Origin of the sequence: Hymenobacter psoromatis, from assembly GCF_020012125.1 — a bacterium.
GTDB classification, from domain to species: domain Bacteria; phylum Bacteroidota; class Bacteroidia; order Cytophagales; family Hymenobacteraceae; genus Hymenobacter; species Hymenobacter psoromatis.
On sequence record NZ_JAIFAG010000001.1, the window covers coordinates 4513759 to 4529854 of the forward strand.

The 16096-nt window shown below is 59.6% G+C and carries 15 protein-coding genes and 1 pseudogene; 13 read left to right on the forward strand and 3 right to left on the reverse strand.

Annotated features, from left to right (window positions below; all coding sequences use genetic code 11):
* Positions 1 to 17 precede the first annotated feature (17 nt).
* The gene (locus tag LC531_RS19550; RefSeq protein WP_223653265.1) at positions 18 to 1211 is read left to right on the forward strand and encodes an SMP-30/gluconolactonase/LRE family protein; all 1194 of its coding nucleotides are present in this window, start codon (positions 18 to 20) and stop codon (positions 1209 to 1211) included.
* On the opposite strand, the gene LC531_RS19555 is transcribed toward LC531_RS19550, so the two are convergent.
* Positions 1187 to 1801, reverse strand: a complete 615-nt coding sequence (locus LC531_RS19555; protein WP_223653267.1) for an RlpA-like double-psi beta-barrel domain-containing protein — start codon at positions 1799 to 1801, stop codon at positions 1187 to 1189. The genes LC531_RS19550 and LC531_RS19555 overlap by 25 nt on opposite strands.
* 525 nt (positions 1802 to 2326) lie before the next feature.
* Between LC531_RS19555 and LC531_RS19560 the strand changes: the two genes are divergently transcribed.
* The 8 genes from LC531_RS19560 (at position 2327) to LC531_RS19595 (ending at position 10735) form a co-directional block, all read left to right on the forward strand.
* The gene (locus LC531_RS19560) at positions 2327 to 5263 is read left to right on the forward strand and encodes a 2-oxoglutarate dehydrogenase E1 component (protein WP_223653269.1); all 2937 of its coding nucleotides are present in this window, start codon (positions 2327 to 2329) and stop codon (positions 5261 to 5263) included.
* Positions 5264 to 5338: 75 nt separating this feature from the next.
* Complete coding sequence (locus tag LC531_RS19565) at positions 5339 to 5659, forward strand: nucleotidyltransferase domain-containing protein (protein WP_223653271.1); 321 nt, start codon at positions 5339 to 5341, stop codon at positions 5657 to 5659.
* Complete coding sequence (locus LC531_RS19570; RefSeq protein WP_223653272.1) at positions 5628 to 6020, forward strand: HEPN domain-containing protein; 393 nt, start codon at positions 5628 to 5630, stop codon at positions 6018 to 6020. Before LC531_RS19565 ends, LC531_RS19570 begins: the two co-directional genes overlap by 32 nt.
* Positions 6021 to 6094: 74 nt before the next feature.
* Positions 6095 to 7759, forward strand: coding sequence for a 2-oxoglutarate dehydrogenase complex dihydrolipoyllysine-residue succinyltransferase (gene odhB, locus LC531_RS19575; protein WP_223653274.1), 1665 nt, complete (start codon positions 6095 to 6097; stop codon positions 7757 to 7759).
* Positions 7760 to 7888: 129 nt separating this feature from the next.
* Positions 7889 to 8401 (forward strand): DUF4126 family protein, encoded by a 513-nt coding sequence (locus LC531_RS19580; protein WP_223653276.1) that lies wholly within the window; start codon positions 7889 to 7891, stop codon positions 8399 to 8401.
* A 120-nt stretch (positions 8402 to 8521) separates the two neighbouring features.
* A complete protein-coding gene (gene lpdA / locus LC531_RS19585; protein WP_223653278.1) occupies positions 8522 to 9928 on the forward strand; it encodes a dihydrolipoyl dehydrogenase in 1407 nt (468 codons plus the stop codon).
* An 82-nt stretch (positions 9929 to 10010) separates the two neighbouring features.
* Entirely contained in the window at positions 10011 to 10322 is a 312-nt protein-coding gene (locus tag LC531_RS19590) for a HEPN domain-containing protein (protein ID WP_223653280.1), read from the forward strand.
* 56 nt (positions 10323 to 10378) lie between these two features.
* Positions 10379 to 10735: a nucleotidyltransferase domain-containing protein gene (locus LC531_RS19595; RefSeq protein ID WP_223653289.1), complete on the forward strand. Its 357-nt coding sequence runs from the start codon at positions 10379 to 10381 to the stop codon at positions 10733 to 10735.
* 78 nt (positions 10736 to 10813) lie between these two features.
* Here LC531_RS19595 and LC531_RS19600 read toward each other — a convergent pair whose 3' ends face one another.
* Together LC531_RS19600 and LC531_RS19605 are read right to left on the reverse strand one after the other, a co-directional pair.
* Positions 10814 to 11272: a cold-shock protein gene (locus LC531_RS19600; RefSeq protein ID WP_223653291.1), complete on the reverse strand. Its 459-nt coding sequence runs from the start codon at positions 11270 to 11272 to the stop codon at positions 10814 to 10816.
* Positions 11273 to 11379: 107 nt separating this feature from the next.
* On the reverse strand, positions 11380 to 12003 hold the full coding sequence (locus LC531_RS19605; protein WP_223653293.1) for a pseudouridine synthase: 624 nt from the start codon (positions 12001 to 12003) through the stop codon (positions 11380 to 11382).
* Between the two features lie 128 nt (positions 12004 to 12131).
* Between LC531_RS19605 and LC531_RS19610 the strand changes: the two genes are divergently transcribed.
* From LC531_RS19610 to LC531_RS19625, 4 genes and pseudogenes are all read left to right on the forward strand, one after another.
* Positions 12132 to 13001, forward strand: coding sequence for an SDR family oxidoreductase (locus LC531_RS19610; RefSeq protein ID WP_223653295.1), 870 nt, complete (start codon positions 12132 to 12134; stop codon positions 12999 to 13001).
* A gap of 136 nt (positions 13002 to 13137) precedes the next feature.
* Positions 13138 to 13779, forward strand: a complete 642-nt coding sequence (locus LC531_RS19615) for a hypothetical protein (RefSeq protein WP_223653297.1) — start codon at positions 13138 to 13140, stop codon at positions 13777 to 13779.
* 162 nt (positions 13780 to 13941) lie between these two features.
* On the forward strand, positions 13942 to 15402 hold the full coding sequence (locus LC531_RS19620; protein WP_223653299.1) for an aldehyde dehydrogenase family protein: 1461 nt from the start codon (positions 13942 to 13944) through the stop codon (positions 15400 to 15402).
* Between the two features lie 84 nt (positions 15403 to 15486).
* Positions 15487 to 15867 (forward strand): annotated as a pseudogene (locus tag LC531_RS19625) (Uma2 family endonuclease); the annotation flags it as partial.
* Positions 15868 to 16096 lie beyond the last annotated feature (229 nt).

Consider the following 16096-nt stretch of genomic DNA (forward strand, 5'->3'; position numbering starts at 1 on the left):
TTCCCGCTTTCCATTCTATGCACTCTTTTCCACTTAAAAACTGGGCCAGCCCAGTAGCCGTGGCCGCCGCCAGCCTGCTGCTGACGGCCTGTAATTCCACCCCAACCACTGCCGACCAGCCGCGCGGCACCATGCCCGCCGACTCTACGGCCGCCCACGTGCCTGCCCCCGCGCCGGCCAATTCACCGCTGACCATCGTGGCCGAGTTCAACGCTCCGCAGGTGACGGGCGTAGCTGTAGCTCCGGGGGGTAAGATATTCGCCTTTTCGCCGCGCTGGGATTATAACCCGACTTTCCCGGTGGCGCTGGTGGGGGCCAACAATACCCTCACGCCCTACCCCGATGCCGGCTGGTGCACTTGGAACGACTCGGTAAAGGCCGAGCCCCAGAAGCATTGGATTTGCCCACAGGCCGGTTACGTCGATACCCAGGGGATGCTCTGGATAGTGGACCCCGCCGCGCCCGGCCTCAAATTCACGGTGCCCGGCGGCCCCAAGCTGGTGAAGACGGACCCTAAAACCGGCCAGGTGCTCCAAACCATTCTCTACCCCGAGAGCGTGGCTCCGCGCAAGTCGTACCTCAACGACGTGCGCATCGACCTCCAGAATAAGTACGCCTACCTCACCGACTCGGGCACCGGCGCGCTGGTCGTGACGGATTTGAAGACCGGTAAGTCGCGCCAGCTACTGGCTAAGCAGCCCTCGACGCTACCCGATAAGAACTTCATTACCAAGGCCCAGGGCCACGCCCTTTACGACCCCACGGGCAAGCCCGGCCAGTTCAAAGCCGATGGCATTGCCCTGAGCACGGATAACCAGTACCTCTACTATCGTGCGCTGTCGGGCCACTCGCTCTACCGCATCAAAACCGCCGCGCTGCGCAATGCCGCTCTGAGCCCGGCCCAGGTGCAGGCCGCCGTGGAGAAGCTACCCGATGCGCCCGCCTGCGACGGCATGGAGCTGGACAGCAAGAATAATCTCTACCTAACCAATTTTGAGGAAGGAGCCATTCTTCGCCGCACGCCCGCTGGCAAAACGGAAACTCTCGTGAAAGAGGCCCGCCTCGAATGGCCCGATACCTTTAGCTGGGACCCCGATGGCCAGCACCTCTACTTCACAACCTCGGCTATTCACAAAACACCGTACTGGAATAAGGGGGTAGGGCAGCCCCGCGAGCCGTTCCGCATCTATAAGATGACGCTGGCAAAGTAGTCGGCGCGCTTCGCGGACTTCAGGGCAAAGGGTGGTCGCCGGTGCGGTGGCCGCCCTTTTGCGTAGGCCCGGTTGCTGGCTTGCGCGGTGGCCCGAGTGCCTGCCCGCGGCCGGCGCTGGCTGGCTAGCAGGGGGGTAGCCATTAGCCGTGCCAGTCGAAGCTTTACCCCTTTCGTGAAAATATCGAACTTCTCACTGGGGTGAGTTAGAATATCCAGGCAATGGTGGTGGCGCTTATTCATAGTGTCGTGCACCGTGTAAAGGCCATCAAGCTGTGGTGAAATGCCGCTTACCCATACCTTGTCACCATACTGAAAATTGCCACCCCAACGTGCCAAAAGGTCTTGCGAAAGGGCCATCCAACGGGTTTTGCTGCTGTAATTGGGTTGGATATGCGAATTGTCAGCCGTCACGAATGGCTCATCATCCGTTTGGCCGGCTACGGCCTGGTAGGCAGTAGCCGTTACGGTATAGGTGGGGCCGCTGACCTCGACCAGCGGCTGCCGACGAGTGCGGAGCACTAATCGCTTGCTGCGGCCTTCAGTGGTTAAAAAAGTGCTGCTGCCGGTGCTGGAGCGGGTAACTTTCAATTCGTGGTGCGCAGTACCCAGCGCTGCCGCAGCAAGCAAGATATTAGCAACTAGTTTGACATTATGCATTAAATACTGGGTCAGTTGGCCGTCATTTTTAGCCCGACGGGGTAGGGACAGCTACCGTTTTGGCGGAAGCGCGAAGTCTCTAACAGCTAGTAAGATAATAAGGTTTGGTGCCTTCCTCATTATCCTATTCAATAAGCAGTAGGTAATCAAGCGCCTTAAATCTTACCGAAATAATGCTAATTAATTTGGCTTATAATCTTCGCGTGAACTTGATGCCGTGAGGAGCAGAGTAGTTCAGCAAAAGGCTCCATGAAACCTTCCTGAGCCGTCCAATTATACTTGGGTCCTGCTAATTCTGCCTAAATTGGTCATTCTTGCTAAGTAAACAGCTGCTCAGTCATAAAGTAACTTTGTGAAAAGCAGCTAAATTCGTTTAACCGAATGTGGGTTTTTGCTTTGTTATCAGCTATTTTACCTTTGTCTTGCTCTCTGTAGTATTTTCAATTTCCCACCGTCATGGATACGTACACCTATATCGCCAACGCGGACGCGGCGGCCATCGAAACGCTTTATCAGGCGTACCGCAGCAACCCAGAATCGGTGGATTTTGGCTGGCGTAAGTTCTTTGAAGGCTTCGATTTTTCGCAGCAGTTTCCCGAGGGCGCGCCGATTTTGCCCAGTGCCGAAGGCGTAGCTAACGGCACGGCTGCTAATGGCAACGCGCTGAAAACCAGCGCCGCGCCTACCCCAGGCCCCCGGCCGCAGCCCGACGATTACGGCGTGCTCAACACGTCCGCTTCAACCAACAACGCGCCGCCACTGGCGCAAGGCACCCCGGCCAGCGACAAGGAAACGGCCGTGCGCAACCTCATCCACGCCTTCCGCAGCCGGGGCCACCTGCGCGCCAAAACTAACCCCGTGCGCGAGCGCAAAGACCGCCAGGCCCGCCTGAGTCTCACCGATTTCGGCCTGAGCGACGGTGATTTGGATACGAAATTCCGGCAGGGTGAGGACCTGGGGCTGGGCCAGGGCGCGACGCTGCGCGAAATAGTAGCGGCACTTACCAGCATCTACGCCGGCACGGTGGGCTTCGAGTACACCTACATCCGCGACCCGCAGGTGCTGGAGTGGTTTCAGCAGAAAGTGGAGCACGATGCGCTGGCTTTTAACCCGGATGGGGAATATAAGAAGCGGATTCTCAAGAAGTTGAACGAGGCAGTGGTGTTCGAGAACTTCCTGCACACCAAGTTTCTGGGGCAGAAGCGCTTCTCGCTGGAAGGCGGCGAAACGACCATTCCGGCCCTGGATGCCATCATCAATCGTGCCGCCGAGCTGGGGGTGAAGGAAGTGATGATTGGCATGGCGCACCGCGGCCGCCTGAACGTGCTGGCCAACATCATGGGCAAGACTTACGAGCAGATTTTCTCGGAGTTTGAGGGCACTGCTACCCCCGACCTTACGATGGGCGACGGCGATGTGAAGTATCACATGGGCTACTCATCGGAAGTAGAAGCGCTTAACGGTCAAAGGGTTAACCTAAAGCTCGCGCCTAACCCTTCGCACCTGGAGGCGGTAAATCCGGTAGTAGAAGGCTTCGTGCGGGCCAAGATTGAGCATCAGTATGGCGGCGACTACCACCAGATTCTGCCGATTCTGATTCACGGCGACGCGGCGCTGGCCGGCCAGGGCATCGGCTATGAGGTCACGCAGATGTCGCAGCTCGAAGGCTACAAGACGGGCGGCACCATTCACTTCGTGATTAACAACCAGGTTGGCTTCACGACCGATTTTGAGGATGCGCGCTCGTCCATCTACAGCACTGATTTAGCGAAGATTATCGATGCGCCGGTGATTCACGTGAACGGCGACGACCCGGAGGCGGTGGTGTTTGCGGTGCGGCTGGCCACGGAGTATCGGCAGCAGTTTCACGCCGATATTTTCATCGATATGGTGTGCTACCGCCGCCACGGCCATAATGAGTCGGACGAGCCCAAGTTCACCCAGCCCACGCTCTACAACGTCATCTCGAAGCACCCCAACCCGCGCGAAGTCTACAACGCGACCCTCGTGAAACGTGGCGACGTGGATGCCGAGCTGGCCAGCCAGATGGACCGCGAGTTTCGGGACACGCTGCAAGCCCGGCTCGACCAGGTGAAGCAGCAACCCCTACCCTACAAATATCAGGCACTCGAAAACGAGTGGCGCACGCTGCGCCGCAGCACCAACGCGGATTTCGACCAGTCGCCCGAAACCGGTATCAGCGAGGAGACCGTGGCGCGAGTGGCCGAGGCGCTCACGACGATTCCCGAGAATTTCCGACCCATCAAGCAGATTGACAACTTGTTGAAGGAGCGCCGCAAGATGTTCTACGAAACGCGGGTGCTGAACTGGGCGGCCGGCGAGCTGCTGGCCTACGGCTCGCTGCTAACCGAAAACCATATGGTGCGCGTGAGTGGGCAGGATGTGCAGCGCGGCACGTTTTCGCACCGCCACGCGGTGCTGCACGATGCCGAAACCTCGGCCCCTTACAATTCGCTGAACTACCTGAAGGGCGAGCACCAGCAGCTGAGCATCTACAATTCGCTGCTGAGCGAGTATGCGGTGCTGGGCTTTGAGTTTGGCTACGGCATGGCCAACCCCACGGCGCTGGTGGTGTGGGAGGCGCAGTTTGGCGACTTCGCCAACGGCGCGCAAACCATGATTGACCAGTTTGTGGTGAGCAGCGAAAGCAAGTGGCAGCGCATGAACGGCCTGGTGATGCTGCTGCCCCACGGCTACGAGGGCCAGGGCCCCGAGCACTCCAACGCCCGCCCCGAGCGCTTTTTGCAATTGTCGGCCGAGAATAATATCGTGGTCGCTAACATCACTACCCCCGCTAATTTCTTTCACGCCCTGCGCCGGCAGCTGACCTGGAGCTTCCGCAAGCCGCTGGTCATTATGTCGCCCAAGTCGATGCTGCGCAACCCGCAGTGCGTGTCGTCGGTGGAAGACTTTACCAGCGGCCGCTTCCAGGAAGTGCTGGGCGACGGCTTCGCTGAAGCCAAAAAGGTGAAAAAAGTCCTGCTGTGCTCGGGCAAGGTGTACTACGATTTGCTGGACGAACAGCAGCAGTCCGACCGCCGCGACGTGGCCATCGTGCGCCTGGAGCAGCTGCACCCTTTCCCGCAGAAGCAGCTGGCTGCCGAGCTGGCGAAGTACCCGAAAGCCAAGCTCATTTGGGTGCAGGAAGAGCCCGAAAACATGGGCTATTGGAACTACCTGCTGCGCTTTATGCGCCGCGAGCTGCACGATGTGGTAGCCCGCAAGCCCTCGGCCTCGCCCGCTACCGGCTACAACAAGGTGCATGTGAAAGAGCAAAAAGAAATCGTGGCCCGCGCCTTCGATAAAGCCCAAAATGCCGTGGCCGACGAGCAAATTAAGGAAACGACGGAAGCCGCTAAAAAACTGGACTAACCCACTCCTCCCAAGTAGCAAGGGGCTTCAGCCCTGTATCCGTTCTATCCCTTAAATCCGTTTGAGTCTGCGGTCATGATAACCGAAGCGCAAATCCAGGCTGTTGTGCAGCGCATTGTGGAAGGCTACGCGCCGGACAGGATAATCCTGGTCGGCGCGTATGCCTACGGGGTGCCTACGGGGGATAGTGACCTGGATTTGCTGGTGCTGAAGAGTGGCCTCGGACCCACGCGGAAGGAGCGGGCGCTGGCGGTGCGGCGGCTGGTGCGTAGCACGGGTATTCCGATGGATGTGCTAGTACGCACGCCGGAAGAAGCTCAACAAGCGGCCCGTGCCCGGTTCAGCATCGAAGCACAGGCTTTTAATGAATGGCGGACCCTATATGCAGCCGCTTAGTGCTTCGGACAAGCTGCAGGCAGAAAACTGGTTGGCTATCGCTGACCTGGATTTGCGTGTGGTGGAGCGGATGCACGCGGAGGATGTGGCTTTTTACGGCTATCACGTGCCTTTTGCCTGCCAGCAAGTAGTAGAGAAATATGCCAAAGCCGTACTGATAGCCTACCAACTACTGGTGCGCCGCACCCACGATTTACCCGCGTTGTTACAACATCTTTCTTCAGTCGTTATTTTTTCAGCTAACCAATTGGACCAAGCTGACCTGCTGGCCGACTATGCGGTGGATATTCGTTACCCACCGTACCAGCAACTAGCCCTGCCCCGAAGTGCTGGACGCTTTGGCGATAGCCCGGCATTTTAGTAGCATTTTGCGTCCCCTGGCGCAAGCCTGATTGGTTTAATTTCGAAAATACGCTTTTCTCACCCCCGCCTACCATGCCCACCGAAATCAAAATCCCCGCCGTTGGCGAATCCATTACCGAAGTCACCATCGCCAAGTGGCTTAAGCCCGACGGCGCGGCCGTGAAGCGCGACGAAGTGATTGCCGAGCTGGAATCGGATAAAGCCACCTTCGAGCTACCCGCCGAGGCCGATGGCGTACTAAAAATCCGGGTGGCCGAGGGCGAGACGATAAACATCGGTACCGTCATTGCCGAGCTGGATGGCGCGGCCAGCAGCCGCAACGGCGCGGCCGCCCCGGCCCCTACCCCCCCCGCCGCGGCCGACCCGCTGAATAAGGGCGAGGAGAACGCGCAGGCCAGCGACCAGGCCGGCTACGGCGGTACGCCCGCTGACCGCCCCGACAGCAGCCCCGCTACCCCCGGTGCCGCCGATGCCGCGCCGACGACTGCCAGCAGTGGTAGTGGTAGTACGGTCGAGATGAAAATCCCCCCTGTGGGCGAGTCCATCACCGAAGTGACGGTGGCTAAATGGCTGAAACCCGACGGCGCGCAGGTGAGCCGCGACGAGGTAATTGCCGAGCTGGAATCGGACAAAGCCACCTTCGAGCTGCCTGCCGAGGCGAGCGGCACGTTGCGCCATGCCGTGCAGGAGGGCAAAACCATTAGCATTGGGGCCATTATCGCCCGTATTGAGGGGGGTAGTGGTGCGGCAGCCGCAACGACTCCGGCGGCCAGTGCGCCGGCCGCGCCTACCCCTCCTCCAGCCGCCGCGCAGCCAGCTAACAATGGGGCCAGCACCTACGCCACCGGCGTGCCTTCGCCCGCTGCCGGCAAAATTCTGGGGGAGAAAGGCATTAATTCTACCGATGTGGCCGGCACCGGCCGCGATGGTCGCATCACGAAGGAAGACGCGCAGAGCGCGCAGGCCCAGCCTGCTGCACCGGCCCCTACCCCCGCGCCGCCTGCCCAACCAGTAACCAGCAGCCCGGAACCCGGAACCCGCACGCAGCGCCGCGAGCGCATGAGCAACCTGCGCAAAACGGTAGCCCGCCGCCTAGTAGCGGTGAAAAACGAAACGGCTATGCTCACCACCTTCAACGAGGTGAACATGCAGCCCATCATGGACCTGCGCACCAAGTTCAAGGACAAGTTCAAGGAAAAGAACGGGGTAGGGCTGGGCTTTATGTCCTTCTTCACCAAGGCCGTGTGCGTGGCCTTGCAGGAGTGGCCGGCCGTGAATGCCTTCATCGAAGGCGGCGACCTGGTGTACTCCGATTTCTGCGATATCAGCATTGCCGTGTCAGCCCCCAAGGGCTTGGTGGTGCCGGTTATTCGCAATGCCGAAAAGCTGAGCTTTGAGGGCATTGAGAAGGAAGTGGTGCGCCTGGCCGGCCTGGCCCGCGAAAACAAGCTGACGCTGGAGCAGATGACGGGCGGCACGTTTACCATCACCAACGGCGGCATTTTCGGCTCCATGCTGAGCACGCCGATTATTAATGCGCCGCAGTCGGCCATTCTGGGGATGCACAACATCATTCAACGGCCGGTGGCCGAGAATGGGCAGGTCGTGATTCGGCCCATGATGTACCTGGCCCTGAGCTACGACCACCGCGTGGTGGATGGCCGCGAGTCGGTGTCGTTCCTGGTGCGGGTGAAGGAGCTGCTCGAAGACCCGACGCGCCTGCTGCTGGGCGTATAAACAGCGCGCCTACCCGTAAAAAGCGGTGACTTCCCGGCCGGAAGTCGCCGCTTTTTTATGCATTCCGGGTCAGTTGTTTCGGCGGGCTTCTCGTTACTACTTTGAATTCTTTCCCCGATTCCCACTGCCATGAAATCCAAGCCTGTCCCTACCCCCCGCCGCGCCGCCAAGTTCTGGCCCGCGCTGGGCTTTGCCGCCATCACGGGAGCCCGCGCCACCAGCGGCCCCATGTTTCTGAGCGATTATCTCTCGCACCGGGCGCTGGCCCCCGGCATGGCGGGCTCGCCGCTGCGCTTCCTGGCCCGGCCGGGGGTAGCCGCTACCCTCAAGCTGCTAACCGCCGGCGAACTGGTGGGCGACAAGCTGCCCCAAACCGGCGACCGTATTGAGCCGCAGCAGCTGGGCGCGCGCGCCGCCTCGGGCGCGTTGGTCGGCGCTACGTGGTACAAAAGCCAGGGCGGTAGCGCTTTCAAAGGCGCGCTCGTGGGTGGCCTGGGCGCGGTAGCCGTCACGTTCTTAACGTTTTACCTGCGCAAAAGCATCAGCGAAAAAACGGGTTTCAATACTTCTGCCGTGGGCGCGGGCGAGGACGCGCTGGTGCTGGCTGGTGGGGTAGCCCTCAGCCCCCGGCCCAAGCGGTAGCTTAACCTTGGTCAAAGCGTTTGTCAGTGCGAGCAACGCGCAGCAATGACAAACTTCTTAGCCAGAAACTACCTTTGTAAGAGCTAGCCGATTACTGGCTTTATCCTTGTTTTTGCGATTATGAATCAGTACGATGTGACCGTGGTAGGCTCGGGCCCTGGCGGGTATGTGGCCGCCATTCGCTGCGCGCAATTAGGCCTGAAAACGGCGCTTATTGAGAAATACCCCACGCTGGGCGGCACCTGCCTCAACGTGGGCTGCATCCCGAGCAAGGCGCTGCTCGACTCGTCGGAGCACTACCACAACGCCCACTCGGTGTTTGCGGAGCACGGCATCGGCCTCGACAACCTGACGGTGGACATGAACCGCATGATGGACCGCAAGGCCGGCGTGGTGAAAGCCAACGTGGACGGCATTGCCTACCTCATGAAAAAGAACAAAATTGAGGTGCTGCAAGGCATCGGCGCGTTCGTGGATAAGAACCACCTGAGTATTACGCCCCTGGCCGGCGGCGAGGCGCAGCAGATTGAAACCAAAAACGTTATCATTGCTACCGGCTCTAAGCCGACCGTCCTACCCTTCATTCAGCAGGACAAGCAGCGCATCATCACCAGCACCGAGGCGCTGACCATTCGTGAGGTGCCCAAGCATATGATTGTGATTGGCGGCGGCGTTATCGGGCTCGAAATGGCTTCCGTGTACGCCCGGCTGGGGGCGAAAGTCTCGGTGGTCGAATTCCTCGATTCGCTTATTCCGACGATGGACCGCAGCCTGGGCAAAGAGCTGAAGCGCGTGCTGGGCAAAATTGGGATTGAGTTTTACCTCAGCCACAAAGTGACCAGCGCTACCCGCGCCGGCGACACCGTGACCGTAACCGCCACCAACCCCAAAGGGGAGGAACTGAAGCTGGAAGGCGACTACTGCCTGGTGGCCGTGGGCCGCGCGCCCTACACTGCTGGCCTCAACTTGGAAGCTGCCGGCGTAGCGATGGAAGAGCGCGGCCGCATCAAGGTGGATGAGCACCTGCAAACCAACGTGCCCGGTATTTACGCCATCGGCGACGTAATCCGGGGCGCGATGCTGGCCCACAAGGCCGAGGAAGAAGGCGTGTTCGTAGCCGAAACCATCGCCGGCCAGAAGCCGCACGTCAATTACCTGCTCATCCCCGGCGTGGTCTACACCTGGCCCGAAGTGGCGGGGGTAGGCTACACCGAAGAGCAGCTAAAAGAGCAGGGCAGAGCCTACAAAGTGGGCAGCTTTCCCTTCAAAGCCAGCGGTCGCGCCCGCGCCAGCGGCGACACCGACGGCTTCGTAAAGGTGTTGGCCGACAAAACTACCGACGAAATCCTGGGCGTGCACATGATTGGTCCGCGCATCGCCGACCTCATCGCCGAAGCCGTAACGGCCATGGAATTCCGCGCCTCCGCCGAGGATGTGGCCCGCATGAGCCACTCGCACCCCACCTACGCCGAAGCCATGAAAGAAGCCTGCCTGGCGGCTACGGATAATCGGGCGATTCATATGTAAATTTCATGTTGTCAGCGATAACATGCTACCTGGCTTGCGGGTATCCTGAACCTAACTAATGGGATTTAACTCGCTGAAAATCATGACTAAAAAAGACCATATTGCGCATTGGCTAAACGGAGCTGACCAGAATTGGCAGGAAGTTAGCACCATGTTTACAGCCGGGGCCTACGTGCCCTGTCTGTTTTGGGCACATCTGGCGATTGAGAAACTGGCGAAAGCATTGTGGGTGAAAGACAATGCTGGAGATACGCCGCCATTTACGCACAATATTAGTAAGTTGCTGGCTGATACTTCGTTAGTGTTGACATCAATGCAAGCCCGATTCGTACAGCAATTGAATACTTTTCAACTGGAAGGACGATATGAAAGCTACACCACCAACCTGCGGTAACTAGCGACTAAGACGTTCACCCAGTCCGTATTGCAAGACGTAACCGACCTCCGACTATGCTTACTCAGTCAGTTGCCCTAGCGCGGGCCAAGGCGTTCGCCGAGGCTATTTGCCAACAACATATAGGACTTCGGCAGGTAATTCTATTTGGTTCTTATGCCCGCAACGAGCAGCGCCAATTCTCCGATATTGACGTGGCGTTAGTAGCCGATGAGTTCACAGGCTTCGGCTTCCAGGATGTCGGCTTGCTAGGCGATGCCGCTATTCGGAAGGAGTTTATAGACATCGAACCCCATACCTTCTCCCCCGCACAATTTACCGATTGGAATCCCTTCGTGCAAGAAATCAAGCGCACCGGCATCGTCATCGGCGAGTGGAAATCAGTAACGGAAGAAGCAATACCTCAATCCTGATTTTTCTCGGCCAAAAACCAAAAAAGCGCCGGAAACTCATAGTTTCCGGCGCCTCTCTATAAAAGGGGGTAGGGCGTGCTAAGCGCTCATTTTCACGCGCACGGCGGTCGGGCCTTTCATGCCCGGCTCTACCTCAAACGTGACCTTATTGCCTTCCAGCAGCGTGAGGCCGCCCAGGGCGTTGGCGTGCACAAAAATGCTTTCCTGGCTGGTGCCATCCTTGATGAAGCCGTAACCTTTGGAGGAGTTGAAGAACGTGACGGTGCCGGTGCGGATAACGTCTTCCGGCTCGCGGTCTTCCTGCTTGGGCACGCCGATTTGAATGTCTTCGGCGTTGATTTCCTTCTTCTTGCGGGTTGGGTCGGGCGGCGTGTTCGTAATGTTGCCGTTTTCGTCCACGTAGGCCATCATCTCTTCGAGGCTCGAATCCTTCTTGTTAGCCTGGCGCTCTTCGCGGCGCTCGGACTTTTCTTGCTGCTTCTTCAGCCGCTTTTTCTCGTTTTCTTTCTTGCTGAAACTTTCTTGCGCTCTGGCCATAGGGGGGGTGTAGGGTATTCGGTTGCGGGGCGATGATAGACCGTCGCCGACCGGCAACCGCCTAGGTTATAACCAGCTCGCACCGGAATAAGTCCCGAAGCTACTGGTTATTTTTCAAAAAAGCTCGTTACCTCGCGGCTGGCCCCGGCTGGCAGGCCCGCTAGGTGCACCTCGCCAACCCGCACGCGCACCAGCCGCAGGGTGGGGAAACCCACGGCGGCCGTCATCTTGCGCACCTGCCGGAATTTACCCTCCGTCACCACCAGGGCCACCCAGCTCGTGGGGCCGTGGCGGTCGGACCGGATGGCGCGGCCGCGGGGGGGTAGGGCGGGGGCCTCGGCCAGCAGGCGCGCCTGGCAGGGCAACGTGCGGTACAAGGTGCCGCGCAGGCTGATGTCGACGCCGCCCCGCAGCCGGTCCAGGGCTTCGGGTGTGAGCTGGCCGTCTACCTGGGCGTAGTATTCTTTCTCCACGTGGCGGCCGCGGACCTGCTCGCTCACGCGGCCATCAGTGGTGAGCAGCAGCAGGCCCTCACTGTCTTCATCGAGGCGACCGATGGCCATGGTGCCCGCCGGGAAGTCGCCCAGCTCGCCCAGGAAGCGCTTCTTCTTCACTTCTTTGGCAAACTCGCTGGTGAACTGGCTGAGGTAGCCCCAGGGCTTATGCAGCGCGAAGTGGCGGTGCGCCGGGGGGGTAGGCGGCAAAGTGGAAGCAGGCAGCGGCTCGGGCACGGGCGGGGGGGTAGGGAAGCCGCAAAGAACCAAATTTTTACTTAAAAAAGCGCCGCCGCCAGTAACCCCCGCCGCCGCCGGCCGTTAAGCCAAATCCTTTCCACAACTCCCAACGCATTACCAATCAAATGGCTGACGAACCCACTATCTTCCCGCCCCAGAAACAGGACGCTGGGGCCGGCAAACCCGGTTTAGAATACAAGATGACTCCCGAGCCCGAGCACATTCGGCCCGGCTACAAAGGGGTCGATAAGCTAAAAGACAAGGTGGCCCTCATCACGGGCGGCGACTCGGGCATTGGGCGGGCCGTGGCCGTGCACTTTGCCACCGAGGGGGCCGATGTGGCCATCTGCTACTTCCCTACTGAGCAGCAGGATGCTGAAAAAACCCAGGAGCTGGTGCAGGGCCGCGGCCGCCGCTGCCTGCTACTACCCGGCGACCTTAAACAGCGCGACTTTTGCCGCGAAATTGTGGAGCGCACCGTGGCCGAATACGGCAAGCTGGATGTACTGGTGAACAACGCGGCCGAGCAAAACTGGCACGACACGCTGGAGGAGATTACGGATGATGAGCTGGACAGTATTTTCAACCTCAACATTATCGCCATGTTCCGCATCACGCGGGCGGCGCTCAAGTACCTCAAGGAAGGCGCAGCCATCATCAACACCACCTCGGTGAACGCCTACAAGGGCAACGAGATGCTGCTCGACTACACCTCCACCAAGGGCGCGATTGAGGCATTCACGCGGGCCTTGTCGTTGCAGCTCATTAAGAAAGGCATTCGGGTGAACTCGGTGGCGCCGGGTCCCATCTGGACGCCGTTTATTGTGGGGGTAGGGCTGCTGAAGCTGCCGCTTTTCGGCCACGATACGCCAATGGGCCGCGCCGGCCAGCCTTCGGAAGTGGCCCCGGCCTACGTGTTTCTGGCCTCGGAAGATGCTTCGTACTTCTCGGGCCAGACGTTGCACCCCAACGGCGGCTCAGTGGTCAATGCGTAAGAGTAAATAAGCAATTCTTACGGAGAAATAGCTAGTTGCCAACTTCTTGCATAAGGAGTTGGCAACTATCACTTAGGCCTACCCGTACACAGGGGCTACTTGCGGCCAATGCCGCTACCTCACGCTTTCCAACCTTATGAACACCCGTTTTCTTCTTTTAACGGCTGCGGCCGCTTTCGCTTTCGCCTCCTGCTCGCAGGATACCAAAACCACTGAAACGACCACTACGCCGGCCACTACCAACCAAGTAGCTGCCGTGGACACGCTGGCCTACCGCAACGCCGCCAATACCCTGGCTACCCGCGTGGCCGCCGACCTCAACGCCGCCGATACTACCCTGCCCACCAAGCTGCGGCCCATCTACTACACCCGCGGCCGGGCCATGAGGGCCATTGAGACGCGCTACGCCACCGATACCACCGGCCGCTACGCCGCTATGAAGGCTGCTAACGACCAGACTAGCAGTGCGGTGAAAACTACCGTAACGGAGCCCGAGTATAAGACGTACACCAGCAACGCTGGCCAGTACTATGTAGGCCCTTATACTGCCGCCGTAGCCAAGGCCACCGAAACCAAGCCTAGTCTTGGAGCCCGCGTAGGTCAGGGTTCAGGCATCAAGAAGCTGGAAAACAACGCGGATGATAAAAAAGTAAAATACCAGAATGGCGCGAAAATCAAGCGTAGTGATGACGGCTCGCTCAAGATTAAGCGTGCCGACGGTACGAAAATCAAAATTGACGAGCACGGCCACCGCACGGTGAAGAAAGGTCTGCTCTAGACCTTTTGCTCTATGTAAAAAGGCTCGTTTCTCTTTTGAGGAACGGGCCTTTTTTGGATAATTCGGGGTAGTCGCGCAGCTTGGCTGCGGGCGTGGCCAAGAAGAGAAGTAGTAGGTGTATCTTTCAGCCGCTCAATCAACTAGCGCTTCCTTTTCCTGCTGATGACAACCTCTGCCTACCCCGTCGCCGCGCCGGCCGTGCCCACGCCGCCCACTGCTTACCGCTTCGCCGCCGAGTTTGCGGCCCTGCGGGCGCAGGCCCCGGCCCTGCGGGCCGAGGACGTGGCCGCCCGCCGCCAGCGGCTGGCCCGGCTGGCCGATTGGCTGCTGGCCAACCGGGCCGCCATTCAACAGGCGCTGTACCAGGATTTTCGGAAGCCGCCTGAAGAAACCGACCTCACCGAAATCTGGCCCTCGCTAACTGAGATTCGGCACAGCAGCCGCGAGCTGAAGCGCTGGGCAGCCCGGCGCAAAGTGGGCACGCCACTGGCCCTGGCCGGCACTACGGGCTGGGTGCAGGCCGAGCCCAAAGGCGTGGTGCTCATCATCGCACCCTGGAACTACCCGTTTTACCTGGCCCTCGACCCGTTGGCCTCGGCCATTGCGGCCGGCAACGCAGTGGTCATCAAGCCCGCTGAGCAAACGCCCGCTACCTCGGCCCTGCTGTGCCGAATGGCCGAGGAGCTGTTTCGACCCGAGGAGGTGCTGGTGCTGGAGGGGGGTAGGGAAGTGGCCACTGAGCTACTGCGCCTGCCCTGGGACCATATTTTTTTTACTGGCTCGCCGCAGGTGGGCAAAATCGTGATGCGCGCCGCCGCCGAGCACCTGAGCGGCCTCACGCTAGAGCTGGGCGGCAAGAGCCCGGCCATCGTGGATGAAACAGCCAACCTGCGCGATGCGGCCGAGAAAATAGTGTGGGGTAAGTTTCTCAACGCCGGCCAGACCTGCGTGGCCCCCGACTACCTGCTGGTGCAGGCCGGCGTGCGCGACCCGCTGCTGGCCGAGTTGCGCCGGGCCATCGGGACGTACTATGGGGCCGACAATGAGGCGATTAAGCAGTCTAAATCCTACGCCCGCATCGTGAACGAGCACCATTTCGCCCGCCTGGCCGGGCTGCTCGAAGATGCTCAAACGCGCGGGGCTACCGTGGCCCAGGGCGGCGGCCTCGACGAGCGCCAGTGCTACCTGGAACCCACTATCCTCACCGATGTGCCGGCCGGCGCGGCCGTGCTGGAAGAAGAGATATTTGGCCCGCTGCTGCCCGTGCTCACCTTCCAAAGCTTGCCCGAAACGGCGGCCTACGTCAACGCCCGCCTCAAGCCGCTGGCGCAGTACGTGTTCACCACCAGCGCTGCTAATCGCCGCTACCTGCTCGATACCATCGCGGCCGGCGGCGCGGCCGTGAACGAAACCATCATTCAGCTCGCGCACCCCGCGCTACCCTTCGGCGGGGTTGGCAACAGCGGTTTGGGCAAAGCCCACGGGCACGCCGGTTTCCTGGCTTTCAGCAACGAAAAAGCGGTGCTGCGGCAGCGCGTGGGCCTCACTGGCATCAAGCCCTTCTACCCCCCTTACACCAGCCGCACGCGCCGCCTGCTGGGCTGGCTGCTGAAGTATTTGTAGGGGGTAGGCGGCCATATACTTGGAAAAAACGCGCCGATGGGATAAGCTGAGTTACGGGAGCGTCGCTACGCGCCAGAGGAGTACTTCGCTTTGGAAGGAGCCAGCGAGGTGCGCCATGAGTACGTTAAAGGTGAGGTCTTTGCAATGGCGGGGGCTGGCAAGTCGCATAATCTCTTGGCCCAAAACCTAGCCGCCAGTTTGTGCGGCGCGCTGCGAGGTAAGGGTTATCAAACGTTTATAGAAGATGTTCGCCTTGTGCTAAAGAAGGACGTACATTACGTCTATCCCGATGTGCTGGTAACCTGCCATCAGGCCGACCGACAGGATGCTTACCTGGTGCGCAACCCGGTCTTGATTGCCGAAATTCTATCGCCTTCTACCGCCGACTATGACCGCACGGAGGAATTTGCCAATTACCAGAAGCTGCTCAGCCTGCGGCACTACCTACTGATTTCGCAGACCTAGTGGGTAGTAGAGTGGTTTCAACGCGATGAGGCCGGGTAGTGGATTTATACACTGCTACCCGAGCCGGCCGCCGTGCTCGCCATTCCCGACCTAGACCTGACGCTGCCGCTACGCGAGCTGTACGAAGACACCGACGTAGCGCTGCTGCGGGCAACGCCGCTGACTGGGCAAAATGGAGTAGTGTGAAGGGAAAATTAATGTTTACTAACGTGGAAAAAAACAAGTGTCT

Coding starts and splice junctions, on each gene's coding strand:
- LC531_RS19560 (WP_223653269.1), top strand. CDS start 2,327: ATGGATACGTACACCTATATCGCCAACGCGGACGCGGCGGCCATCGAA.
- LC531_RS19600 (WP_223653291.1), bottom strand. CDS start 11,272: ATGGCCAGAGCGCAAGAAAGTTTCAGCAAGAAAGAAAACGAGAAAAAG.
- LC531_RS19615 (WP_223653297.1), top strand. CDS start 13,138: ATGAACACCCGTTTTCTTCTTTTAACGGCTGCGGCCGCTTTCGCTTTC.
- LC531_RS19565 (WP_223653271.1), top strand. CDS start 5,339: ATGATAACCGAAGCGCAAATCCAGGCTGTTGTGCAGCGCATTGTGGAA.
- lpdA (WP_223653278.1), top strand. CDS start 8,522: ATGAATCAGTACGATGTGACCGTGGTAGGCTCGGGCCCTGGCGGGTAT.
- LC531_RS19590 (WP_223653280.1), top strand. CDS start 10,011: ATGACTAAAAAAGACCATATTGCGCATTGGCTAAACGGAGCTGACCAG.
- odhB (WP_223653274.1), top strand. CDS start 6,095: ATGCCCACCGAAATCAAAATCCCCGCCGTTGGCGAATCCATTACCGAA.
- LC531_RS19620 (WP_223653299.1), top strand. CDS start 13,942: ATGACAACCTCTGCCTACCCCGTCGCCGCGCCGGCCGTGCCCACGCCG.
- LC531_RS19580 (WP_223653276.1), top strand. CDS start 7,889: ATGAAATCCAAGCCTGTCCCTACCCCCCGCCGCGCCGCCAAGTTCTGG.
- LC531_RS19550 (WP_223653265.1), top strand. CDS start 18: ATGCACTCTTTTCCACTTAAAAACTGGGCCAGCCCAGTAGCCGTGGCC.
- LC531_RS19570 (WP_223653272.1), top strand. CDS start 5,628: ATGAATGGCGGACCCTATATGCAGCCGCTTAGTGCTTCGGACAAGCTG.
- LC531_RS19610 (WP_223653295.1), top strand. CDS start 12,132: ATGGCTGACGAACCCACTATCTTCCCGCCCCAGAAACAGGACGCTGGG.
- LC531_RS19595 (WP_223653289.1), top strand. CDS start 10,379: ATGCTTACTCAGTCAGTTGCCCTAGCGCGGGCCAAGGCGTTCGCCGAG.